The sequence below is a fragment of the Acinetobacter rudis genome (assembly GCF_031157835.1).
GTDB lineage: Bacteria > Pseudomonadota > Gammaproteobacteria > Pseudomonadales > Moraxellaceae > Acinetobacter > Acinetobacter rudis_A.
Genome location: NZ_JAVIDR010000008.1, coordinates 20,425 through 45,409, shown reverse-complemented (window position 1 = coordinate 45,409; position 24,985 = coordinate 20,425). Strand labels below are relative to the sequence as shown.

Genomic DNA, 24,985 nt, shown 5'->3' with positions numbered 1-24,985 from the left:
TATTTAATAATAATGAAAATGATTATCATTATTATTGTAATTGAGAATAAAGCGTGTATGATTTGTGCCAATTTGTAAATTTCATATAAAACAGGAAGTAAAGATATGTCGTCATTTATTCCACGACCATCTACACAGTTACTGAACTTTAAACCCAATCCCTATGCACAAATAATTAGAAAAATGATTTATATATCAGTGTTTATGGGGATCTCACCTTCAATGGCTTGGGCACAAGATATAGCAAATGAAGTTGTCGTATTACCTGTTATTGAAATGGAGGCTGAATATCAACAGCAGGCATTAAAAGAAGGGAATATGGATATTCCAAGAACAGAAAATGATGTCCAACCTTATACAGTAATTACAAAAGAAGAAATTAAAAATACGGGTGTTAATAATGTCAGTGCTTTGATCACCAAATTATTACCACAGGCAACCTCAACGCCAAACAGCTCTGGTTCAGGGTTTACAGGTACTACGAGTCAAATCAATTTAAGGGGCTTAGGTGCGAATCATACTTTGATTTTAATTAATGGTCGTCGTACAGCAGGTATTGGTAATCGTGGTACGGCTGAAAGTACTGATCAACCGAATTTAAATAATATTCCCTTGGAGGCAATTGAACGTATTGAGGTTTTACCTACATCAGCATCTGCTATTTACGGTTCTGGAGCGATCGGTGGTGTAATTAATGTGGTATTAAAGCGTGATTATATTGGAACAGAAGTAAGCATGCGTTATGAAGATACCACAGGAAATGGCCAACCGACTAAAACAGTAAGTTTAGTGAGTGGTTTTGCCCTTGAGGATGGTCGTACTCAGGTACTCTTTACTGCATCTAAACGTGATCAAGATGTATTAAAACATGCTGAAAAAAATTGGCGTAATATCGGGCGTAATCGACAATTAAAAAATAATCCAGATTCACTCAATAATGCCTCATCTCCACCAGCAGGACATTTGGTTAACCTTCGTATTAAAAATGATGATGGCACTTATACTGCAGCCCACATTCCTAAAGGTTGGAATGGTGATGTTAGTCAACTTGGTAAAGGCTATGCTTTAGGTCTATCTAATCAAATGAGTGCTTGGTCAGATCAAACTCAGATTGCTTTAGAAACCAAAACTGAAGCTTATAGTTTGGCAATTAACCGTGATTTTTCTGATCGTTTAAATGTTTATCTTGAAGGGGCTTATGATAAAGAAGAAGGCAAGCATTTAACCACACCACATGGTTATGGGGTTGTTACATATAAAGCTGATAATCCAGCAAACCCATTTGGTAAAGAGGTTCAGGTTAATTATCCTGTGAATTGGTCTGATATCGGGGAAAAGTCTTATCGTAAAACCGAAAATGAAACCAAGCGTTTAGCAACAGGATTTACCTTTGATTTAACACCTAACTTTACACTTTCTGCGGATTATTCGTGGAGCCGAGCAAATGTTATGGTGAATTATCCACGTCGGGGGAGTAAAAATCCGGGAGCTATTGCATGGGCAAAAGATTTAGATGCAGGATTAATTAATCTGATTAAAGATACAACAACCGATGGAACTGATGTTATTGCTAAATACTGGAATTACCCAAAAACTCAAACTCAATCAACAGTGAATGATTTTGCACTTCGTGGCGCAGGCTCGGTTTATTCTTGGTACGCTGGTGATATTAGTATGGCTACTGGCCTTGAGTATAGTAAAACAGAAACCGAGGGTTTTGCAGATCATCAACATGTTGATAATCCATGGCGCAAACCGATTGAGCGCAATATGGAGGCTAAAAGTGCCTATTTAGAATTGAGCATTCCGTTTATTTCACCTGAAATGGATTTACCTTGGGCAAAATTATTAGATGTTCAAGTTGCTGGTCGTTATGAGGAGTTTGCAATTGACTCTCGAACGCCACAATATACCGTTGATTCAGCTACAGGTTATAACTCAGTATTAACAGGTTATAATTATCAAGATAAAACCAAGTTTGATGCAATTAGTCCAACGATTGGTTTTAGATTTGCTCCCAATGATCAAGTTCTATTACGTGCCTCATATAGTGAAGGTTTTATTGCACCTAAATTAGCACAGCTTGCTGAGCTTAACAGTACATCTGTACATAACTCCACACTAGTTGATCCTAGAACAGGTAAAGAACTTGGAGGCTATACAGAAATAGGTGGTGGAAATCCATCCATTACACCAGAATCATCAAAGAGTTATAACGTTGGGGTGGTATTTACTCCTGATTGGGTGCCCGATTTGAGATGGTCTGTTGATTATTTCCAAATTGAAAAAGATAATAATATTGCTACACCTAATGCTGAGTATGTGTTGAATAATGAAGATCGTTTCCCAGGTCGAGTGATTCGTAATGCTCAAGGTCAAGTAGAAAGTATTAATACTCAACCATTTAATGCATTAGGTCTAAAAACCAGTGGTATAGACACGGCATTGAGTTATCGTTTTGATAGTTTACTCGGCGATGCAAATTTCAATCTTGGCTATACATATGTCGATCAATATATTCAACAAACCAACCTCACAGGAGGATGGGAAAGTAAGTTAGACGGTAGTGCTTCTGGTGATCCAATTCGCCACCGTGCAAATGCTTCTTTTAGCTTTAAAGCCAATGATGTTTGGACATTTGGCTGGGGTGCGCAATATTATAGCGGTTATAACATTACCAACGCAGCAGCGATTTTAAATCAAACGGGTGTTGCAGCAGAGCGTTTAAAGATTGGCAGTGAAATTTCTCATGATATTTTTGCTTGTGCAAATTTTAAAGTTCCAGGCATAAAAAAATTGAATGGTGCAGAACTTGGTTTTGGTATTAATAATCTTTTTGATCATTACACTGTAGATATGTCAGGAACAAACTATTTAAATCGTTATAGCAGTCAGATTGGTCGAAATTATTATCTCAACTTTAAACTGTCATTCTAAAGTTAGTTTTTGTGTTGTTTGATTAAGCCAAAGCGCATTAGTATGCACTTTGGCTTTTTGATTGAATCTCGCTATTGTTATAGCTTAAATGCTTTAATCTATATTAGTTTAAATTACGAACTCATATTTGAAATACAAAGGGACTAATGTGCAGAAATTTTTTTCTATCATCATGATGGCGGTATGTTTAGCCCCAACATTAAGTATGGCAAAACCGGATGAAGCATTGGTTTATGAAAAATCATCGGTAAATGTGAGTAGTCTAAATATGGAACAAATATTGTCCCGTATTTATCAGACACAAGCTTTAGCTGTTCCAGAAGAGTTAGAACATATTTCCTCCGCACCTAAAGCGATTATTCAAGTACGTGGTACTGAAAAAGAACAGTATCTACTCAGTTTATTACCAGTAGTAAGTTATAAAAATACTTCAGGTGAACTGCGTTATTTGTTAGTCATGCAGAAAAATAAATATTATGACGGCCAAATTATGAGTTGTCGTGCTTGTAGTGCAGATGCTGATATGTTTATTTTTAAACAAATCGATGGCCGATATTATTTAGTTAACTCAAAGTTTAATATGACCGATTTACCAGGTGGTGATGGGGAGTTAAAACTTGACCTCGAACAAGTGAGTAAAAATATACAAGCTTTTGGCCCAGAGCTTACAGGAAGTTATTTTGAGGCTGAGTTTTCAGGTGCAGGTGGGCAGAGTTCATCAGGTTGGTACGCTTTGTTATTGGCTGAACAAACACCTATTCAATGGGTTTTCATCGGTGATGCTGGCGGCGATACCAGCAGCTTTTATGCAGATCGTCCAGAGATGGCATGGACAACGACTTCTACATTAAAAGTGATACCGAATAAGAGTACCTATTATCCTATTCAGGTGCGTTATAAAGGTGTCGGAGCTCAGTTAAAAAAAGCAGAGATAAGTTATAAAACATTTGAATTTGATCGTAAAACGAGTAGTTATATTGAGAAAAAATCAGTAAAAAAATAGTCTTCTTATTGGACATAAAATGATTTATGTACTTCACCTATGATGGAGTGAAGTACAGTCATTTTAATGTGCTTGACTGGGAATTTATGCTTATTCCTGCTTTTAACTCAATTCGCTTGTAAGCATAAACAGTAAATAATTAAGCAGTTAATCGTTTTTTACTGAGAATAATATGGGCCAGTAAACCAAGACAGATACCCCAAAAAACGGAGCTCAGACCCATAAAATGCAAACCAGAAGCGGTGGCTAAAAAGGTAATCAGTGCTGCATCACGATATGTATCATCACGCATGGCCACAGCGATATTGCTACCAATGGCACCTAAGAGAGCCAGTCCTGCGAGCGCAGCAATCAGTTCTTTAGGGAGTAAACTGAACAACATGACAATACTGCCTGCAAATAATCCACCTAAAATATAAAATATTCCGTTGGCAATGCCAGCAATATAACGTTTCTCTTTGAGCTCATGAGCATCTTTACCCATGCAAAGCGCAGCAGTAATCGAGGCTAAAACAATGGTAATACCACCAACACAGGCAACGGCTAGTGAAGCAATGCTGGTGACCGAAATAATAGGTTTGGCAGGAATATCATATCCACTGAGTTTCATGATGGCCATACCTGGTAAAAATTGACCAGTTAAACTGACAATGATCAAAGGTAAAGCAAGATTTAGTGTGGAACGCCAAGTCCACTCTGGCAGGATGAGCTGTGGGATTGCTAAATTGAAATGGATATCTACAGGGTTCATATTTCCCAGACTGAGACTGAGTCCAATACCACTAAGTAGCACCCAAACCATGGCATATCGAGGTGAAAATCGTTTGGCAAATAAAAAAACCACCAACATGCAAAATACCAGTAGTGGCATAGTGTCAGTTGCAATAAAGAGGCCTAATCCAAATTGAAATAAGATACCTGCCATCATTGCAGCTGCAATATCTTGGGGAATCCATTTGAGTAGTTTGTCAAAATAACCACTCACTCCAATAATAAAAATAACTATGGCAGTGGTGATATAAGCTGCAACTGCTTCATTTAAAGAGACATTGGGAAATAAAGTGACCAGAAGTGCGGTGCCTGGTGCTGACCATGCTGTAATGACAGGAACTTTAAATTTAATTGATAAGTAAGTACCTGCAACTGCTGCACCAATTGAAATCCCCCAAATCCATGAGATCATCATTTCTGTTGAAACTTGAGCTTGTTGAGCTGCTTGGAAAAAAATAATTAATGGGCCTGAGTAAGAAATCAACACAGCTAAAAAACCAGCAACAGTTGCTGAGACTGACCAATCTTCACGTAATTGTTGCAATATTTTTGTCATCTATAAAAGCCTCCTTGCTCAGTATGACGAATGGTTGAGTTCGAGCGAACAGGGGATTAGCCTTGATCACCTCCACCAACAGGAATGACGGTTCCTGTCATATAAGAAGATTCATTGGAAGCTAGAAATAAGATTGCATTGACTTGTTCTTGAACACTACCGTAACGGCCCATCAGGCTTCGATCTATGGTTTGCTCAACAACTTGTTGCATCCAAATGCGTTCATCTTCAGTTTGTTCAGCACTATTTCTCGGTACTTTTCGAGGCGGTGCTTCTGTTCCACCAGTTGCAACAGCATTGACACGAATACCATCTTTGGCATGTTCAAAGGCTAAAGAGGCAGTCAAAGCATTCACTCCGCCTTTAGCAGCAGAATAAGGAATACGGTGAATACCTCGGGTTGCAATGGAGGAGACATTGACAATAGTCCCTGATTTGTTTTTCAACATTTCGGGTAGAACTGCACGGCAACACCACAGGGTAGGAAAAAGTGAACGATTGATTTCTTTGATGATCTCTTCTTCTGCAAAAGCCTCAAAAGGCTTCATCCAAATGGCACCGCCCACATTATTAATGAGCACGTTAACCGTACCATAGTGTTCAATTGCAGTTTGGACTACACTTTGCGCACCAGCAAAAGTTTCAAGATCGGCTAAAATACTGATCGCTTGGCCTGCATTGGCTTCAATTTCAGCTTGAACTTCTTCAAGATAATGTGAACGATCAGCCAGAACTACTTTTCCACCTTCAGCCGCAACTTGTAGTGCAACACCACGACCAATCCCTTGTGCTGCACCAGTAACAATAACGACTTGATCTTGAAATCTGTTCGGTTGTGACATGTAATTCAATCCTTTGCTGAGGTCTTTTATAGATTGCTAACGATTAGATTAGTTGGCAGAAAATTTTTCAAAGAGGAAGTTTGCTGGTTGTATATCTTCTGTACTTAACCAATTTCGTACAGCATCTACCATAGCAACTGGACCACACAGATAAATATCAACATCGCCAGCATTTAACCATTCATTATCAATATGACCAGTAACATAGCCTTTACGAGGATGTTCAGACTCTGGATGGGCAACAACCGTGCGGTATTCAAACCAAGGTAAATCTGCTTGCAACTGATCTAACTTTGCACATTCAACTAAGTCAAAATCGTGGGTTACCCCAAAGACTAAGCGCACAGGTTGAGTTGAACCTTTCTCTTCAAGAACTTGTAACATAGATAAAAATGGAGCGATACCTGTACCACCAGCTAACATCAGTACTGGACGTTGTACAGGGCGTAAATAGAAACTACCAAATGGGCCAGTAAAACTCATTTCATCGCCAACTTGTGCATTTTGGCTGAGGTATTGACTCATTTTCCCTTGTGGTACATTACGCACAACAAAGCTACATAAGTCTGAACCTGGTTTTGAGCTAAAAGAATAAGAGCGTGTTTCTTGACTGTTCGGTAAAGCCACATTTACATATTGACCAGCAAGGAACTGAATCTGTGTTTGATCTGCATTTAATGCAATGTCAAAGCAAATGGTTGATTCTGAAATAGCTTCAACACGTGCTAAGCGGCCATTAAATTGATGAACTTCTGTTTTACAAACCGCAGAAGAGGCTTGAATTTGAAATACTGCATCTGATGTTGGGCGGCATTGGCAAGCGAGAATATAACCTTCAGCCGCTTCTTCTGCTGTTAAGGCATCTTCAATATATAATTCTTCAGGCATATCATATTGGCCTGATTCACAAAAGGCGCGACATGTGCCACAAGCACCATCACGGCAATCTAGTGGAATATTTACTTTTTGGCGATATGCAGCATCAGAAAGCGTTTCGCCTTGAGCAACTGAGATAAAACGGGTAACACCATCTTCAAATTGGAGTGCAATATTGTGACTGGACACGTTTTAAAATCCTTTCAAAATGTTCGACAATACACGAGCTTCAGCAAGGCTGAGTGTGAGTATGAGAAGTGTGGTTAATTGAGTAAGTCGGTAGCGATTGCGAGAAAGAAGAGCAAGTACTACCGTTAAAACTTATTAGAGGTGATAGATATCAATCACTTGATTGATATAATCATTTTTCAAGACCACATATTTATTGAGAATTTGTGGTTGGTCGGTTGAAAAATCAATTTCATAGCGTGACATACCAAAGTAGCTATACTGTGTTTTATAGCGAAAACTCAAAGTATTCCAATTAAAACGTACAGTGAGTTTACTGCCTTCAACTGCAATAACTTCAACATTGTTAATGTTGTGACTGGTACGTGTGTCGGGTGTACTGGCAGAAGAGCGTTCGGTTTTAATACGAAATACACGGTCTTCTAAACCTTGACGATCTGGATAATAAATCAGTGAAATTTCTGCTTGAGGATCTTCGGTTAATTGGTCATGATCATCCCAAGCAGGCATCCAAAAAGATGCTGTAGGTGCATAACAATTTAACCAATCATCCCATTGTTCATCATCAAGCAAGCGAGCTTCACGGTATAAAAATTGTTGAACTTGCTCTAATGAAATTGTGCCTAAGTCGATTGCTGCATTCATGCTCCAGCTCCTTGTATCGCAAGTTCTTTTTCTGATTGAATGGCGTGTTTCATGGTTTTTAACCAATATTGGTGCTGTGCCAAATACAGACCTTCATCTTCAGTCTTAATACAACTTAATATCGGTTTTAAACCAATCTCATTGGCTGCATCATCAGGGCCTTGTACCCAATGTTTTGCACCACGGCACATGTCATTCCATTCAAGTTCAATCCCTGCATATCCCGCTTGGCAAGCACGAAATTCTTCTAAGTCATCGGGGGTTGCCATACCAGAAGCATTAAAGAAATCTTCATACTGACGAATACGACGTGCGCGTGCCTCAGGTGCTTCATTAACAGGTGCAATGCAATAAATCGTTACTTCTGTTTTATCTACAGAAATTGGGCGCAAGACACGAATTTGTGAACCAAATTGGTCCATGAGATAAACGTTGGGGTACAGACATAAATTACGTGAACGTTCAATCATCCATTTGCTCATTGGCGCACCGAATTTTTCGGTATATTCGTCTTGTTTTGCAAAGTTTGGACGATCTTCAGGATTTGCCCATTGTGTCCAAAGCAGCATATGTCCGTGTTCGAAACCGTAAGAACCACCACCTTGTTTGCCCCAAGCACCAGCACTCATTGCACGAATATTGTCAGCAGCTTGTTTTTCCTTACGCTGTTGAGTTGTTGCAGCATAATTCCAATGCACAGCAGAAACATGATAACCATCGGCTCCATTTTCAGCAGTGAGTTTCCAATTACCTTCATAGGTATAGGTTGAAGTACCGCGTAATACTTCCAAACCGTCAGCAGATTGGTCCACAATCATGTCAATAATTTTGGTGGTTTCACCTAAGAATGTTTCAAGTTCTGGGACATTTGGGTTTAAGCTGCCAAATAAGAAACCCTTATAGTTTGCAAAACGAGCAACTTTTTTAAGGTCATGGGAACCGTCTTGGTTAAAACAATCTGAATAGCCAGCTTCACTTGGGTCTTTTACCTTGAGTAACTTACCTGAGTTGTTAAAGGTCCAGCCATGAAATGGACAAGTATACGTTGCTTTGTTGCCACGTTTATGACGACAAAGTTGAGCCCCCCGATGTGAACAAGCATTAATCATTGCATTGAGTTCACCCTGACGGTTACGTGCAATAATAATAGGTTGGCGCCCAATGTGTGTGGTGTAAAAGTCGTTGTTATTCGGAATTTGACTTTCATGCGCCAAATAAACCCAGTTACCTTCAAAAACATACTTCATTTCAAGATCAAATAGTGCTTGATCTGTAAAAACTGAACGATGCAGTTTAAATTCGCCACTCTCAAAGTCATCAACCAAAAGTTCATCAATACGATCAAGATGACTAGTATTAATTACGGGTATACGCGGCATGTCCATTCTCCGACTTGCAAATATAAGTTCCGTCCCGCAATGCTTGAAAATTCACATTGGGTGTTAAATGAGGTTCAGGAGAGTTGCACGATCATGGATCACAATATATGTAAAACGATGAGCAGGTTTATTGCTATAAATCCTACATATCGAGGTAAGTTCTTCATTTGTGTTGGCAAATTGGCTACACCATAACATCACTTAACCTCACACATTCCCTGTGCTATATAGAAATTTAGCAATTTGATAAACCGAGTTTAAATGGGAGAATATTGGCCCACTCGATGATCTTGCAATCTCTACCTGATGTGAGATACCTTAAAAGAATAAATAAACACTGTCTAAGATCAAATTTGCATTTTTTTATATTTTAAAGGTATGGATACCATGGAACTCAGACATCTCAGATATTATGTCACCATTGTTGAAGAACAAAGTTTCACCAAGGCTGCGGAGAAACTGTATATTGCACAGCCACCTTTAAGTCGCCAGATTCAAAATTTAGAAGCTGAGTTAGGCATTCAATTGCTTGAACGTGGGAGTCGTCCACTTAAAACTACTGAGGCAGGGCAATTCTTTTATCAGCATGCTGTTAAACTTTTGTCTAATGCTGAAGAAATTAAATCAATGACACAGCGTGTCGGGATGCAAGAAAAAACGTTTAAAATGGGTTTTGTTGGATCTTTACTCTTTGGTCTACTTTCAAAAATTGTTTATTTATTCCGTCTACAGCATCCTCATCTAAAAGTGGAATGGATCGAATTAAGTACAGCAGAACAAATTCAAGCCTTAAAAGAAGGCCGTATTGATGTTGGTTTTGGTCGCTTACGAATATCAGATCCTGCAATTCGCCGTGTACTATTGCGTGAAGAGCCCATGATGGTTGCTGTACATGCCAGTCATCCACTTGCAGCGCAAAGCACGGGAATTAACTTGGTGGATATTGTGAGCGAAAAACAGTTTCTTTATCCGAGCACAGCGAAACCCAATTTCTCTACACAAATCCGTCACTTATATTCTGAATATGGCTTAGTCCCTAAAAACCTAATCGAGGTTCGTGAAGTGCAACTTGCTGTGGGTATGGTGGCAGCAGGTGAGGGTATCTGTATTGTTCCTGAAAGTGCAAAAACGATTCAATTACCCCACTTACATTATTTACCTTTACTGGATGATCGTGCTGTAAGCCCTATTTTTATGGTGACACGCAATATGGATGATACCGAACATATTCGTGCCATCTTTGATTGTGTTTATCAAGTCTATGATTTAGAAGGTATACCTTATCAGCGAGTAGAATTTTTAAACGTGCCAAGCTATTAAGTTTGCTTTTTGCACAATAAATCGCTGCTTTGTATGTGATGGCAAATGCGTTGTATGGCTGGATTGAGCAATGTTTAAACAAACATTCAAAATAAAATACCAACTTTTAAGGTATGGATTTATCTAAATTTGGTTTTGGACATCAAAAAGCTTTTGCTGCATTGTTTGGAAAATTTTGACCATACAAGTGCAGGAGGCGCGAAATGATGGAAAATACACAATTAGACATCAATACGGTCGTGGATAAGGCAAAATTCACAGCATTTCATTGGAATGTTTTAATCTGGTGTTTACTTATTATTATTTTTGATGGCTATGATTTAGTGATTTATGGGGTTGCTTTACCCTTACTCATGCAAGAATGGTCTTTGTCAGCGGTACAAGCAGGTTTGTTGGCCAGTACAGCATTGTTCGGGATGATGTTTGGTGCCATGTGTTTTGGAACGCTCTCAGACAAGATTGGGCGTAAAAAAACCATTATGATTTGTGTTGCAATCTTTAGCGGCTTTACTTTTTTAGGTGCATTTACTTCATCTCCAATAGAATTTGGCGTGCTACGTTTTCTTGCAGGGCTTGGTATTGGTGGTGTTATGCCAAACGTCGTTGCTTTAATGACAGAATATGCACCAAAACGTATTCGAAGTACTTTAGTTGCTTTAATGTTTAGTGGTTATGCCATTGGTGGGATGACCTCAGCATTGTTAGGTGCTTGGCTCGTTGCAGATTATGGTTGGAAAATCATGTTCTATATTGCAATTGTGCCATTTTTAGCGTTGCCCTTGATATGGAAGTGTTTACCTGAGTCTTTGATGTTTTTAACCAAGACAGGAAAAACCAAGCAAGTTTCTGAAATTGTGAACAAGATTTGCCCTGAACAGCCTGTGTTTACTACAACCCAATTTGTTGTTGCTGAGGTTGCAGCTGTAGATCAAGCACCACTGCGTGCTTTGTTCCAACAAGGACGTAGCTTTAGTACTTTCATGTTCTGGATTGCATTTTTTATGTGCTTACTCATGGTTTATGCACTCGGTAGTTGGTTACCTAAGCTTATGATTCAAGCTGGTTATTCGCTTGGTGCAAGTATGATCTTTTTATTTGCGCTCAATATTGGCGGAATGGTTGGGGCAATTGGTGGCGGTGTACTTGCTGATAAATTTCACTTAAAACCTGTGCTGAGTATTATGTTTGCTGTGGGGGCAGTAGCTTTAATTATGTTGGGATTCAACAGTCCACAATTGGTTTTATATACTTTAATTGCGATTGCTGGGGCTGCAACAATTGGCTCACAAATTTTACTATATACCTTCGTTGCACAGTTTTATCCAGCAGCAGTACGTTCTACAGGCATGGGCTGGGCATCTGGTATTGGGCGTATCGGGGCGATTGTAGGACCAGTGTTAACAGGTGCATTACTGACGTTCCAACTCCCTCATCAAATGAATTTTTTAATGATTGCAATTCCAGGAGTAATCGCAGCTTTAGCCATCTTTATGGTGAATTTAAAAGCTTCAGTTGAAGGGAGAACAGTGACTGAACCATCCGCTGAAGCAGAGGCCTCTCTTGTTGTCAGCAAATAACACTACGTTATATTGAGCTTTAGCTAGACTACTTGTGAACTTATGGTTTTTGTATACATGGTACACAAGATCTGATTCAGATGAGGTGCATAGACTTTAGTCCAAGAAACTTGGGGTATTATCCTTAGCAACTTACTTATAGAGAGGAGCTTACTCCTCTCTATTTTATGCGCTAATCATGATTGTTGAGCGTTCTGCTTTTGCTCCAGATTGAACCGTAAAATAAAAGCATAATCAAAAAGTTATAAACGTATGTTGTTGGGAAAAATCATACAACACTTGTCTTTGATATCATTTTGCTCCTTTCTACATTTACAGCTTGAACCCTTCATCTTTATGCAGTAATGGTTAAATTATGGCTATAGCGAACGCATGAGTTCAAAAATACCCAATACAATGAGCATTTACATGTTGCATGCAACATGCTAGATTTATTTATATCCAATTCAGTTGATCAATCGCGTCCTTTTCCGACCAGTTAGGGCGTTTAGCTGATTCTTGATGAATTAACAAATTTGCGGTGTTGATGATATGAGATTTCATCGCCTCAGCAGCTTTTTGTTGATCACCATGAATGAAAGCTTGATGTAGCTCAAGATGATCTTCAAAGGTCGCTTGACATGAACGTGAATGAGGGATGGTAGCCGAGCCTGCGATAAGGACCTGATTACGGGTATTACTAATAATATCAATGGCTTTTTGATTATCAACGATCTGTAACAGGGCAAGATGATAATCACGGTCAGCTTTTAGCGTCCCAGTACTATCACCTGAAAGGGATTTTTGTTTGAACTCCTCAAAAATTTGATTGAGACGTTCGATATCCTCTGGAGTTCGAATTTCAGTTGCTCGGCGAATTAAAGGCACTTCAAGCATTAAACGAATCTGGAAAGATTCGATCATTGTACTGAATGATGTCGGAATAATGCGTATGCCTTTGTTCTTTTCAATTTTTACAATACCGATTTTTTCCAGCATTTGAGCCGCTTCGCGGACAGGGGTGCGAGAAATCCCACCTAACATTTGACCCAATTCAGTGGCTGAATAAAGAACGTTGAATTCTAGCTGATTGTTAATAATCGCATCTTGCAGAATTTCAAAGGCTTCTTCAGTCAAACTTTTTGGTTTTTGGATCAATTTCATAACATTTAGCAGGGGAAGGTTGTTGAACAAGCATTATGCCATTATCGGAGGGGGAATCAATGGACTCTCCGTTGCTCGCCAAATTTTATTAGATTTTCCTGATGCAAAAGTAACTGTTTTTGAAAAAGAAAATAAAGTTGCTCAACATCAGTCTAGTCATAACTCAGGTGTGGTTCATGCTGGTTTGTACTATGAGCCAGGTGGCCTAAAAGCACGTTTGTGTCGTCGTGGTGCTGAATTAGTTCAACAGTATTGCCTTGAAAACAATGTTGCCTATGACGAATGCGGTAAGGTTGTGGTTGCACTGGACAAAGAAGAATTGCCACGTCTAGATGCAATTTATAAAAAATCTTTGGCGAACAAAGTACCTGATGTTCGTATGTTAAGTGCAGGTGAAATTGCGGAAGTAGAGCCAAACTGTATTGGTGTTAGTGCACTTTATTCACCACGTACTGCAATTGTCAGCTATGGAGCGATTGCAGAAAAAATTGCTGAAGAAATTCAAAGCAAAGGTGGCACGATTGTCCTTGGACGTAAAGTGAGTAACTTAACTGAAGAGCACAACAAAATCACAGTGCATTTTGCTGACCAAGATCATTACGATACAACTTTTGACTATGTTGTCACTTGTGCAGGTTTGCAATCAGACCGTTTAGCAGCAAATGCTGGTGATATCGCAACACCAAAAATCGTACCTTTCTTTGGTCAATATTATGTGATTGATGAAAACTTCAAAAGTCACGTTAAAGGCTTAATTTATCCAGTACCTGATCCAAAATATCCATTCTTAGGCGTACATTTCACTAAGCGTATTGATGGTCAAATGACTATTGGGCCAAATGCCTTTATTTCTTTTGGTCGTGAAAACTATGATGGTAAAACATTCAATCTTTCAGATATTTATGATTTCTTGACCTATAAAGGATTCTGGAAATTTTCATCTAAAAACATGTCAGCTGCATTACGTGAATTAAGTACTGTCATGAGCCAGACTAATTTTGTTGCAGAAGCAGCCAAATATGTTCCAAGTCTAGAAAACGTATCTTGTGTTCCTGCAACTCGTGGCATTCGAGCACAAGCAATGGAGTCTGACGGTTCATTGGTTGATGATTTTGTTATTCGTAAACAGGGCAATATTACACATATTCGTAATGCACCATCACCAGGTGCGACATCTTCATTGGCGATTGCTGAATATATCGTTCGTGAAGTGATGACCCACAAATAAGGCCGTTGAGTTGATTAAGGGATTGTAAAATGAGTCAACAGATTGAAACTGCAATTGAAGAAAAGAAGCGTATACGTAAGGTCGCAACGGCGACTATTGTTGGGTCAATGCTAGAATGGTATGACTTCTACCTATATGCGACCATGGCTTCGATTGTTTTTGCCAAAGTATTTTTTGATACTTCAAATCCAAGTAATGCAGCTATGCAAGCTTTTGCAACTTTTGCGATTGGTTTTATTGCACGTCCAATTGGTGGCATGTTCTTTGGTTATTTTGGTGATAAATTTGGCCGTAAAAAAATGCTATTTGTGACCTTTTTGCTGATGGGACTTTGTACAACAGCAATTGGTCTAATCCCAACTTATGAAACAATTGGGATTTGGGCACCTGTTTTATTGGTTGTTTTTCGTATTATTCAAGGTTTGGGGGCTGGGGCTGAATTGGCTGGGGCTGCAATTACATCGTATGAGCATGCATCAGCAGATAAACGTGGTCGTCAAGGGGCATGGCCAGCATTGGGCTTAAACTTAGGTTTGCTTTTATCATCTTTGACTATTTTCTTGTTGACCTTAAATGGTGATGAATTTCTTGTAAATGGTGGATGGCGTATTCCATTTATCTTGAGTTTTGTATTGGTTCTTATCGGACTTTGGGTGCGAAAAAGTTTGCCTGAAACTCCAGATTATCAAGAAGCAGTTGTTGATGCTCAAGTTGAAGTGAAGAAGGTTAATCCATTTAAGCAAATCTTACAGACAAATATGAAAGGCTTGTTGGTGGTTTTTGTCTTGGCTATTGGTTATAACGCGCTTAGTTATATCTTTAAGACATTCTCATTAGCTTACTTAACACAGTTCCAAGGTGTGAGTGCGCATGTGACTTCGTTGTCTGTAACAATTGCAAGTTTAGTCGCAATCGTAAGTGTGCCAGTCTTTGGATGGTTATGTGATAAATGGAGTAGTAAAAACGTATTAATTATCGGTGGTATACTCTCGATGTTATTCGCTTATCCATTTATGTATTTACTTGAAAAAGCTCAGGACAATACAATTTATTTGGCAATTGCGATTGGTACGGGTCTATTGGCACCAATGATGTTTGCACCACAAGGTTCTTTCTTGAGTCGCCAATTTGCAGTTGAAAACCGTTCAACAGGTGTGGGTACTGGTCGAGAGTTAGGGACAGCACTTGCTGGTGGATTGGCACCATTGGGGGCATTGAGTTTGGTGGCGATGTCGCCAACACATTCAACTACAGGTGTTACAGTGATTTTATTTATTGCTGCAATTCTTGTGATTATCGCTGCATTTTGTGATCAAGGTTATAAGTTCTCCCAACATAAAAATTAAAGCTGACTTTGATGATACTGCTTTGCTGTATCGGTCTTCTTCGTTAATCATGATGTTTTCGGCTAAACATGCCTGATTAACATGATCACTTTTCGCCACATCGATGTTTTTACGATGTGGTTTTTTTTATTTGTAAAAATAAGGTTGCCTGAATTAAGGTATAAAAAATAAAGCGATTGATTGTTAAAGAGGGACAGCTTAATTGTTTACATCAGTATATGCCTTAACAATGACAGTGATTGCTCAAATCAAACAGACTGATCAAATTGAACAGCTCGAACAGTTAATGGCTCATTACTGTCAAGATATTCAATTAGATTATTATATGTTTTCACTCTATCGAGTTGAGTCATTGGTACAACCTGAAATATTTATGTTAGATCATTATCCTGTAGGATGGTGTGATTATTATCATGAACAAAACTTTTACTTAAATGATCCAATAACAGCATATTGTTTTGAGCATGTTGTACCTATATTTTGGGATGAATTAATATTAATGCCAGATTTTCAAGATGCTCGATATCATGTCATGTTTGAACAAGCAAGACGGTTTGGAATGCACTCTGGCTTAAGCATTCCATTAAGTACAACCTTTGGTTTTAAGGGAATTTTTAATTTGGCGACTCAGAGCCAATCTGTACAAAGCAGAGCCTTATTAAATCAACTTTGTCCATACATACTGTTGTTATCAACACATCTTATGCAATGGTTTCAACAGTATCAAATATTACATACAAGTAAAGAGCCATTGAAACAGCCTTTAACCCAAAGAGAATATGAATGTTTATTTTGGGCATGTGAAGGAAAATCTTCTTGGGATATTTCAAAAATTTTAGGTGTCAGTGAGAGAACCATAATATTTCATTTGAATCACGTTATGATTAAATTAGGTGTGAATAATAGACAACATGCAGTGGCCAAAGGTTTGTTAACACAATTGATTCGGCCACAGTTCAAATAATCTCAGTGAGTTGTAATTAATTATTTAAATTAAGATGGGTGGACTTGAAATTGTGAGCATGCTTTAAGCCAAATCCCAATGCTCTATCTAAACCAATATGAATGATCCAAATTAATCCAATACTTAGTAGTATAGGTTGAGATAGAAAAATACATAACAAAATGAGTAGACTTGGAAATATATAATTATGGCCAAGATTATAACTCAAAGCTCCAATACGATTGTTAAAGGCATACGCCAAAATACTCAAATCGGGGAGTAGGATGCAATATAAAAAAAACATCCAGTCAAAAGCAAAATGGTAATAAAGACTTAATCCGATGATTGCAATGCAAAGGTTCTCTAATCGAAGAATAATGAGATGGCTAAAATTCATTGTGATATTCCAAAGTCTGTAATGGACATAAATAGATTTGAATTAGTTGTGTTTCATCAGATGATTGTTTGGGATGTTAGTGGTTTTGCTGCAATGAATAAGCTGTCACTTCTGACAGGGGGGACTCTGCAAAATTATTATTTTTAGGAATTCCTACCAAAAAGGTATATTTATATGCTAAATAGATAGTTTATATTTAAAAGACTTTGCTTTTTAATACAGGCTAGGCGATCAGTATTTAACTGATGCTGTTTTAATCTAGGAATGATAAAGCCTTACATCAGCGTAGAGTAGGATGAATAGATCCTTTCTATAGAGAAATTACATCTTTAGCCAGGTGATACGGATATGACCTCACTCAGCCAAAATATAGATGTTAATCATACGTCTCGTGATGCCGACTTTGCAGAAAATGTCATGTCCGATATTTGTGGTCAACATTACTTAGATAAAAGCTATAGTGGAACACTTGATTTTCACTATGACGGTATGCGTTTGCCACATAATAAAATGACGATTGGCATGGTTAGTTATGGTGCAAATGTTGCAATTAACATTGCCGAATTGAAAGCCTACAGCATTAGTTTGCCGCTTCTGGGACAGCAAACTTTAAACATGCATGGCGTACAATATCGCTCTAATCAAGACCAAGGTTTGATTGTTTCGAATCGGGAGCAACAAAACTTAATTATTAATAAAGACTGTAAAAAAATCCATGTGGTGATTCCAGAATCAAGTCTGAATAAAGTACTTTCAGATTTATTAGAACAACCAATACAAGATCAGATTGTTTTTAATCCTGAAATGCGTGTTCATTCAACACAGTTGATTGATGCATGGTGGAAAAATATTCAAGGATTCTTGGCACAAAAATCTCAATATATGGGGTTTTATGGTTTAGGTATGTTGTCTGGGGATTATGAAAACTTCTTAATTAAGGCTTTATTACTATCACAAGAAAATAATTATTCCGCTGCTTTAAAAATGGCAACAGAACAGCAAGTACCCACATATATTCGTCATGTGCAACAATACTTAATTCGACATGCGCGTGAACAAATTAGTGCGGAAGATTTACAACGTATTGCAGGGGTTTCGAAGTCCAAGCTTTATCAAGAGTTTCAGTATTATTTTTCAACTAGCCCAATGAGCTATTTAAAACGCTATCGTTTACAACAGATATTTAAAGCGCTAACAGCTCAATCGGGTCAACGTAATTTATCTATTTCCCAGTTGGCTTATGAATGGGGGTTTAATCATTTAAGCCGGTTTTCTCAGGAATACCGTGCCGAATTTGGTGAAAGTCCAAGTGATACTAAAAGCCGTATTTAATGTATTTTCTTAGTTAATTTTTTATTTTTTAAAACTTTAACTTATTAAAATCATAAGGGATTCCATTTGGAATCCCTTATGATTTTTAGCTCATTTAAATAGCTGGAATGAATTATTCACTGAGCATTTCTGTAGAGCGATTTACTTGTTTTCTTTCTAAAATGACTTTAATACTAAGAGCAATAAACGAAATAATCGTTGGAATGGCAAGAACATAGAAAATCGCATCTAGACCTAAATTAAAGCTAAAGATGAGTGATCCGAAGAATGCACCTAAAATTGCTCCAATCCGTCCAATACCATGCATCCAAGATACTCCAACAGCTCGACAAGCGGCAGGGTAATATAAAGCAGCGAGAGGCAGTAAAGATGACTGAGCACCAACCAATAAGGCACCAATAAAGAAAATGGTAATGCTGAGTAAGGTGATATTGCTATAAACAACTCCTGCTACAATGAACAATATGAAGGCAAATAAGTAGGCGTATTTAATAACAGTGGTCGGATGAAATTTGTCCATGTACCATCCCATCACAATTGCACCAATAACACCACCGAATGGGAAAATCGCAGAGAGTAAGCTAAATTGTTGTGTGCTAAAACCAGCAGTTTTTAAAATGGTTGGCATCCAACTGGTCAATAAATAAAAGACCAATAAACTCATAAAGCAACATAACCAAAGCATGGCTGAACCAGAAAGATATTTGCCTACAACTAGCTTTACTGGGTTTTGATTAGCATGCAGTTCTTGCTGTGCCAAAACTAAGTTTACATTCTGCTCGAAAGGTTTGCCTTGTAATTTTTCTAAAATTTTCTGCGCTTTAATTTGCTGTTGGCGTTTAATCAAGTATTGTGCAGATTCTGGCAATTGGGTTAATAACACCAAAACTAAAGGTAGAATACCTCCAATAATAATTACTTTTGCCCAGCCCATTGATTCAAGTAGGTAAGCTGACAATAAACCACCACTTGAGATTCCTAGCATAAAACCGCAGCCTGCAAGTCCAGTTAAAAAGGCTTTACGTTTAGCTGGCATATATTCAGAAACAATGGTACTGATATTGGGCATTGCTGCACCCAAACCTAAACCAGTAATAAAGCGATAAATCATTAGTTCTTGAGTTGAGTTTGAAAAACCACAAAGGATGGTAAAACTTGAGAAGACCAAGGTTGTTAGTACAATAACACCTTTACGACCAAATTTATCCGCAAGAGGACCTGAAAGTAATGCACCTATGGACATGCCCACAAGCGCAGCACTAAGTACAGGTGCCAATTCTTTTTTTGAGATTCCCCAGTCATCAATTAAAGCAGGTGCAACAAAGCCAATAATACCTGTATCTAAGCCATCACTAAAAAATACTAGAAAACCTAAAATAAACACGATCCACTGTAGTGGAGAGAGTTTATCCCTGTTAATCACATCATTAATATCTATACTTTTCATTTTGATTCCTTTCCTAATTTGACCGACGTCTTAGATCAAATATGCACTGGAAATATATGTCATCCTGACCTATATGCAGCAGATTATGTTCTATGCTGTAGGTAGATTCCCCCAATGGTAGTATTAAAGTCCCACCAATTTACTAGGATTTAATCTGTTTTTGATGTTTTACACTATCCTATCAGTCCTAGATTTAATCCATATTTTCCAAAAAATGGCTGGATAATTTGTATAGTGAGTTAGCACTGAATTATATAAAAGTCAAAAGGATAGCTAGGTTGCTATGCATCCTTAAATTTTACTGAACGATTAAAAAAATAAAGAAGTTAAAACATTGGCATGATGTGATTAATGTATTTTAAGTTTTGGCATTGGTTGGATAAAACATGCAGCATTTGGACAGTCACAAATTGGTTTCAAGGTAAATATAACTTCATACGGAGATCAGGAGTGAAACCAATGACGGGTCAAATGATTCAAATTAATACAACACAAGGCAGTTTTTCAGGTTATTTGGCTACGCCAGAGTCAGGTAAAGGACCAGGAATTGTTTTATGCCAAGAGATTTTTGGTATTAATGCTGCCATGCGTAGTAAAGCAGACTTCCTAGCAGAAGAGGGCTACACCGTATTGGTGCCAGATTTATTTTGGCGTATTGAACCCAATATTGAGTTAGGTTATAGCGCTGAAGACTTTAGCAAAGCGATTGCTCTATATCAGCAATATGATGAAGATCTTGGGGTCGAAGATGTTGCAGCGAGTTTAGACTTTCTAAAGACCTTAGAGCAGTGTGATCAGAGTACCGGTCTTGGTGTGGTTGGCTATTGTTTAGGGGGGAAACTTGCATACTTGGCTGCATGCCGTCTAGCTCAAGTTGCTTGTGCAATATCATATTATGGTGTGGGCATTGATAGCAAATTAGATGAAATGGCAAATGTAAAAGGCCGTTTAGTGATTCATCTTGCAGCGTTAGATCATTTCACTCCAGCTGAACAACAGATCAAAATTCAACAGGCTGCCCAAGCAACCCCAAATGTGCAGTGTCATATTTATGAGGGTGTGGATCATGCTTTTGCCCGCCCTGGTAGTGAGCATTTACATAAACCATCTGCAAAATTTGCTCATGAGCGTAGCATCACGGCGTTACATGACACAATTGGGCCACATTATGACTTGGTTGCGCTTTGGGAAGAACATATTCGTCATGAGTTCGACACGCGCGATGTGCCAGCAACAATGGCGACAATGGTTGCAGAGCCTTATGTTAATCACATTCCCACTTTAACGGGCGGAGTGGGCTATAGCCAATTGGCACGTTTTTATCGTTATCATTTTGTCCATCAAAATCCACAAGATATGAAGATTACTTCGATCTCACGTACGGTTGGTTCTACGCAAGTGGTTGATGAATTTATCATGAGTTTTACTCACGATGCAGAAATCGACTGGCTTTTACCTGGAGTGAAAGCAACTGGTAAATATGTTGAGATTCCAATGCTGGGTGTTATTCAGTTCCGTGGCAATAAGTTGTGTCATGAACATATTTATTGGGATCAGGCTTCAGTGCTCGTACAGATTGGTTTATTAGATCCAACTGGTTTACCTGTTGCAGGGGTGGAAACTGCGCGAAAACTATTAGATGAAAGTTTAGCTTCAAATCAATTAATGCCATCTTGGCCAAGTAGTGAAGGCAAGGCAATCGATTAAGGGGTAAACCATGGATTTTAATTTACAAGGAAAGGTTGGGGTAGTGAGTGGTGGTGCAACGCTCATTGGTCAAGCTGTAGTAAGAGCAATGCTTGCAGAAGAAATGCAAGTGGTCATTTTAGATATTGATCCAGCAGGTAAAAAAATTGCTGAGCAATATCCTGATGCTGTGATGTTTATTCAAACCGATCTCAGTCAAGATGAATCATTAAAACAAGCTGTGCAACATATCCATCAAGTCATGGGTTCTGTACACAGTGTTGTGAATTTGGCGTGTAGTTATCTTGATGATGGTTTTGCTTCTTCACGTCAAGATTGGTTAAAAGCGCTGGATATAAATGTTCTTTCTACAGTGGAACTTACTCGCCATTTATATGAAGATTTAAAGGAAAATCAAGGGGCTGTAGTTAACTTTACTTCAATTTCAACCCAATGCGCTCAAACAGGACGTTGGTTATATCCAGTATCAAAAGCTGCAATTCATCAGTTAACACAAAGTATGGCAATGGATTTTGCTGTTGATGGCATACGAGTTAACTCTGTTTCTCCAGGTTGGACTTGGTCACGTGTTATTGCCGAGGTGAGTGGGCATGACCGGATTAAAGCCGATCAAGTTGCAGCGGATTATCATTTACTTGGACGTTTGGGTAACCCAGAAGAGGTTGCCAATGTTGTTGTATTTCTCTTGTCATCTGCAGCCAGTTTTGTCACAGGTGCTGACTATGCTGTTGATGGTGGTTACGCCGTTATGGGGCCTGAGCAAAATCGGCCTGCAATTCCACGCTTAGCTGGATAACACTCAAAAGGATCTATAGACAGACTTTAATTTTATATTGGCGAATTGAGCTAATAAAAAGGCTGACTATAAAAATTGAAAGATAAAATTTATGGAGAAAGATATGCGTCGTATAGCGATCGTTGGTGCAGGGCAATCAGGTTTACAATTGGCTTTGGCTTTGTTAGACACAGGCTATGATGTTACGGTTTTAACCAATCGGACCGCAGAGGAAATACGTCAAGGCAAAGTAATGTCGAGCCAATGTATGTTCCATACAGCATTACAAACAGAACGTGATTTAGGCTTAAACTTCTGGGAGGAGCAATGTCCAGCAGTAGAGGGCATTGGCTTTAACCTAGTTGATATTGAAAATGGTGGAAAGGTTTTTCAATGGAGTGCGCGTTTAGAACGTTATGCTCAATCTGTGGATCAGCGTGTCAAAATGCCATTTTGGATGGAAGAATTTCAACGCCGTGGTGGTCAATTAATCATGCAAGATGTGGGTATTGATGAGCTTGAGCAGCTGACTGAGGACTATGAGTTAGTATTACTGGCAGCTGGAAAGGGTGAGGTTGTCAAACAATTTGTTCGAGATGATGAGCGTAGTCATTTTGATAAACCACAGCGTGCTTTGGCTCTAACGTATGTTAATGGGATGAAGGCACTTTCACCTTACTCACGAGTGAATTTTAATATTATTCCTGGGGTAGGTGAGTATTTCTGTTTCCCTGCATTAACTGTAAATGGCCCTTGTGACATTATGGTATTTGAGGGTATTCCTGAAGGTCCAATGGATTGTTGGCAAGAGGTCAAAACACCAGAGCAACATTTAGCTAAAAGTTTAGAAATTTTGAAAACTTATTTACCTTGGGAAGCAGAGCGTTGTACAGATGTGAGTTTAACTGATGCAGGTGGTGTACTTGCTGGACGTTTTGCGCCAACGGTTCGTAAGCCTATTTTAACTTTGCCTTCTGGCCGTAGAGTGTTTGGCATGGCCGATGCATTGGTAGTCAATGATCCAATTACAGGCCAGGGATCAAATAATGCCGCAAAATGTAGCAAGATTTATTTCGATGCTATTTTGGCAAATGACAATCAAGCCTTTAATGAACAGTGGATGCAACAAACTTTTGAAAAATACTGGGACTATGCCGAAACTGTTGTGGCATGGACTAATAGTTTACTAGCACCACCTCAAGCAGCAATGCTCGATGTCTTGGCTGCAGGTGCACAAAATCAAGCAATTGCCTCAGTTTTAGCGAATAATTTTGATGATCCTCGTCAGTATGCACCTTGGTGGTTTGACACTGTAGAAGCGAAGAAATTTATTGCAAGCAAAGAAAATACGGCAATGGCACAAGTCGCATGAGTGGAGGCGAGTCTATGCAAAATACTTTAAGTGAATTAGGTCTTAGTCAAGTTGATGTAGAAAACCCTCGTGAGATTCGTAATCTATTAGGTCAGTTTGCAACAGGTGTGACGGTGATTACCACACGTGGTCAAGATGGTCGTAAGGTGGGTATGACTGCAAACTCTTTTTCATCTTTGTCATTAGATCCACCATTGATCTTATGGAGTTTGGCAAAAACAGCACCAAGTTTAAATGATTTTTGTGCCGCAGAATATTTTGCAATTCATATGTTAGCTCAGGAGCATCATCAGCTTTCAGGTCATTTTGCCCGTGGAGCTGAGGATAAATTTGCAGGCATTGCCCATCAACAATGCCCTCAAGGAATCCCGTTATTAGATGATGCCTTAGCTACCTTGTTGTGCCGAAATGTACAACAATATGAGGGTGGAGATCATTTAATTTTTATTGGACAAATTGAGCATTATCAACAGCGTTGTGGTGAGCCTTTGGTTTTTCATGCGGGGCAATATCGTGTTGCATCTGCGCATCCAGCACTTTAACCCTATAAAAATGAAATAGTCGACCTCCTCTTGTGTATACACAAGGGGAGTTTTCATTTCTAGATGTACTTTATCAATGGCCAATAATTTCTTGTATTGCCGTTTTAATTTGTAAATTATAAAAATCTAGATCATGAAAGCCTAGATTATAAAGATTTTCAAAACCATAACAAACCGCCGTTAAACGCCAAGCCATACCTTCAATATCTGTTTTCTTCAGGCTGTGTTGTGAACGTTGTAGCCATTCACATACGACACTATGCCAGTGAAATAAAGCTTTTTTATAAGCAGCTTTCATTATTGGGTCATTTAAAGACATACTTTCAGCGCTATTCCATAGTCGGATATATGGTATGTTATTGTCTTCTAAACCAAACACTTGCATTAAATTGGCAATAACATCGCTATCTTCAATTTGATGAATTTCAGCAATATTTTGATAAGCAAGATCTAAAAAGGCTTGGGCTTTTAATTCAGAGATTGAGTTGAAGTGATGATGCACTTGGCCTACAGAAATTTCAGCAGCAATTGCAATTTTTCTAACCGTTAAGGTATTGAGTCCTTCATTTAAGGCAATTTTTTTTGCAACTTCTAATATCTGTTGCTCCCGTTGTTGTTTGTTTAAATAACTCATTTGGTCTCTCAAAAAAAACAATTG

At 38.5% G+C, this 24,985-nt stretch carries 21 protein-coding genes; 12 read left to right on the top strand and 9 right to left on the bottom strand.

The genetic code is table 11. From position 1 onward, the window contains the following. The first annotated feature begins 183 nt into the window (after positions 1-183). Both RFH42_RS09105 and RFH42_RS09100 read left to right on the top strand, forming a co-directional pair. Positions 184-2,937 (top strand): TonB-dependent receptor, encoded by a 2,754-nt coding sequence (locus tag RFH42_RS09105; protein WP_374990826.1) that lies wholly within the window; start codon positions 184-186, stop codon positions 2,935-2,937. Positions 2,938-3,085: 148 nt separating this feature from the next. Next, a complete protein-coding gene (locus RFH42_RS09100; protein ID WP_308975274.1) occupies positions 3,086-3,940 on the top strand; it encodes a hypothetical protein in 855 nt (284 codons plus the stop codon). 139 nt (positions 3,941-4,079) lie between these two features. Here RFH42_RS09100 and benE read toward each other — a convergent pair whose 3' ends face one another. The 5 genes from benE to benA form a co-directional block, all read right to left on the bottom strand. Next, the gene (gene benE, locus RFH42_RS09095) at positions 4,080-5,267 is read right to left on the bottom strand and encodes a benzoate/H(+) symporter BenE (RefSeq protein WP_308975273.1); all 1,188 of its coding nucleotides are present in this window, start codon (positions 5,265-5,267) and stop codon (positions 4,080-4,082) included. A 56-nt stretch (positions 5,268-5,323) separates the two neighbouring features. Beyond that, positions 5,324-6,109 carry a 1,6-dihydroxycyclohexa-2,4-diene-1-carboxylate dehydrogenase gene (locus RFH42_RS09090; RefSeq protein ID WP_308975272.1) on the bottom strand — a complete coding sequence of 262 codons (786 nt, stop codon included), beginning with the start codon at positions 6,107-6,109 and terminating at the stop codon, positions 5,324-5,326. A 48-nt stretch (positions 6,110-6,157) separates the two neighbouring features. Next, positions 6,158-7,174, bottom strand: coding sequence for a benzoate 1,2-dioxygenase electron transfer component BenC (benC, locus tag RFH42_RS09085; protein WP_308975271.1), 1,017 nt, complete (start codon positions 7,172-7,174; stop codon positions 6,158-6,160). Between the two features lie 135 nt (positions 7,175-7,309). Further along, entirely contained in the window at positions 7,310-7,819 is a 510-nt protein-coding gene (gene benB, locus RFH42_RS09080) for a benzoate 1,2-dioxygenase small subunit (protein ID WP_308975270.1), read from the bottom strand. After that, on the bottom strand, positions 7,816-9,198 hold the full coding sequence (gene benA, locus RFH42_RS09075; protein WP_308975269.1) for a benzoate 1,2-dioxygenase large subunit: 1,383 nt from the start codon (positions 9,196-9,198) through the stop codon (positions 7,816-7,818). The genes benB and benA overlap by 4 nt, the downstream gene beginning before the upstream one ends. A gap of 387 nt (positions 9,199-9,585) precedes the next feature. Between benA and RFH42_RS09070 the strand changes: the two genes are divergently transcribed. Next, the gene (locus RFH42_RS09070; RefSeq protein ID WP_308975268.1) at positions 9,586-10,518 is read left to right on the top strand and encodes a LysR family transcriptional regulator; all 933 of its coding nucleotides are present in this window, start codon (positions 9,586-9,588) and stop codon (positions 10,516-10,518) included. Positions 10,519-10,724: 206 nt separating this feature from the next. Further along, positions 10,725-12,095: an aromatic acid/H+ symport family MFS transporter gene (locus RFH42_RS09065; RefSeq protein WP_308975341.1), complete on the top strand. Its 1,371-nt coding sequence runs from the start codon at positions 10,725-10,727 to the stop codon at positions 12,093-12,095. A gap of 435 nt (positions 12,096-12,530) precedes the next feature. On the opposite strand, the gene RFH42_RS09060 is transcribed toward RFH42_RS09065, so the two are convergent. Then, a complete protein-coding gene (locus RFH42_RS09060) occupies positions 12,531-13,238 on the bottom strand; it encodes a GntR family transcriptional regulator (protein WP_308975267.1) in 708 nt (235 codons plus the stop codon). Positions 13,239-13,260: 22 nt separating this feature from the next. Here RFH42_RS09060 and lhgO point away from each other — a divergent pair, with 22 nt between their 5' ends. The 3 genes from lhgO to RFH42_RS09045 all read left to right on the top strand — a co-directional run bounded on the left by lhgO (position 13,261) and on the right by RFH42_RS09045 (position 16,776). Beyond that, on the top strand, positions 13,261-14,466 hold the full coding sequence (gene lhgO, locus RFH42_RS09055; RefSeq protein ID WP_308975266.1) for an L-2-hydroxyglutarate oxidase: 1,206 nt from the start codon (positions 13,261-13,263) through the stop codon (positions 14,464-14,466). Between the two features lie 29 nt (positions 14,467-14,495). Continuing rightward, positions 14,496-15,812: an MFS transporter gene (locus tag RFH42_RS09050; protein ID WP_308975265.1), complete on the top strand. Its 1,317-nt coding sequence runs from the start codon at positions 14,496-14,498 to the stop codon at positions 15,810-15,812. Positions 15,813-16,014: 202 nt separating this feature from the next. Beyond that, positions 16,015-16,776: a LuxR family transcriptional regulator gene (locus tag RFH42_RS09045; RefSeq protein ID WP_308975264.1), complete on the top strand. Its 762-nt coding sequence runs from the start codon at positions 16,015-16,017 to the stop codon at positions 16,774-16,776. Between the two features lie 16 nt (positions 16,777-16,792). Here RFH42_RS09045 and RFH42_RS16895 read toward each other — a convergent pair whose 3' ends face one another. Further along, positions 16,793-17,152, bottom strand: coding sequence for a DUF4260 domain-containing protein (locus RFH42_RS16895; RefSeq protein ID WP_374990824.1), 360 nt, complete (start codon positions 17,150-17,152; stop codon positions 16,793-16,795). 348 nt (positions 17,153-17,500) lie between these two features. Here RFH42_RS16895 and RFH42_RS09040 point away from each other — a divergent pair, with 348 nt between their 5' ends. Further along, positions 17,501-18,484 (top strand): AraC family transcriptional regulator, encoded by a 984-nt coding sequence (locus tag RFH42_RS09040; RefSeq protein WP_308975263.1) that lies wholly within the window; start codon positions 17,501-17,503, stop codon positions 18,482-18,484. Positions 18,485-18,596: 112 nt separating this feature from the next. Here RFH42_RS09040 and RFH42_RS09035 read toward each other — a convergent pair whose 3' ends face one another. Beyond that, complete coding sequence (locus RFH42_RS09035; protein WP_308975262.1) at positions 18,597-19,931, bottom strand: MFS transporter; 1,335 nt, start codon at positions 19,929-19,931, stop codon at positions 18,597-18,599. A 459-nt stretch (positions 19,932-20,390) separates the two neighbouring features. On the opposite strand from RFH42_RS09035, the gene RFH42_RS09030 reads away from it, so the two are divergent. From RFH42_RS09030 to RFH42_RS09015, 4 genes are all read left to right on the top strand, one after another. Next, a complete protein-coding gene (locus tag RFH42_RS09030) occupies positions 20,391-21,638 on the top strand; it encodes a dienelactone hydrolase family protein (protein WP_308975261.1) in 1,248 nt (415 codons plus the stop codon). Positions 21,639-21,648: 10 nt separating this feature from the next. Then, positions 21,649-22,434, top strand: a complete 786-nt coding sequence (locus RFH42_RS09025; RefSeq protein ID WP_308975260.1) for an SDR family oxidoreductase — start codon at positions 21,649-21,651, stop codon at positions 22,432-22,434. 103 nt (positions 22,435-22,537) lie between these two features. Continuing rightward, the gene (locus tag RFH42_RS09020; RefSeq protein ID WP_308975259.1) at positions 22,538-23,785 is read left to right on the top strand and encodes a styrene monooxygenase/indole monooxygenase family protein; all 1,248 of its coding nucleotides are present in this window, start codon (positions 22,538-22,540) and stop codon (positions 23,783-23,785) included. Between the two features lie 14 nt (positions 23,786-23,799). Then, entirely contained in the window at positions 23,800-24,327 is a 528-nt protein-coding gene (locus RFH42_RS09015) for a flavin reductase family protein (protein ID WP_308975258.1), read from the top strand. A gap of 73 nt (positions 24,328-24,400) precedes the next feature. On the opposite strand, the gene RFH42_RS09010 is transcribed toward RFH42_RS09015, so the two are convergent. Continuing rightward, entirely contained in the window at positions 24,401-24,961 is a 561-nt protein-coding gene (locus RFH42_RS09010; RefSeq protein WP_308975257.1) for a TetR family transcriptional regulator, read from the bottom strand. Positions 24,962-24,985: the final 24 nt, after the last annotated feature.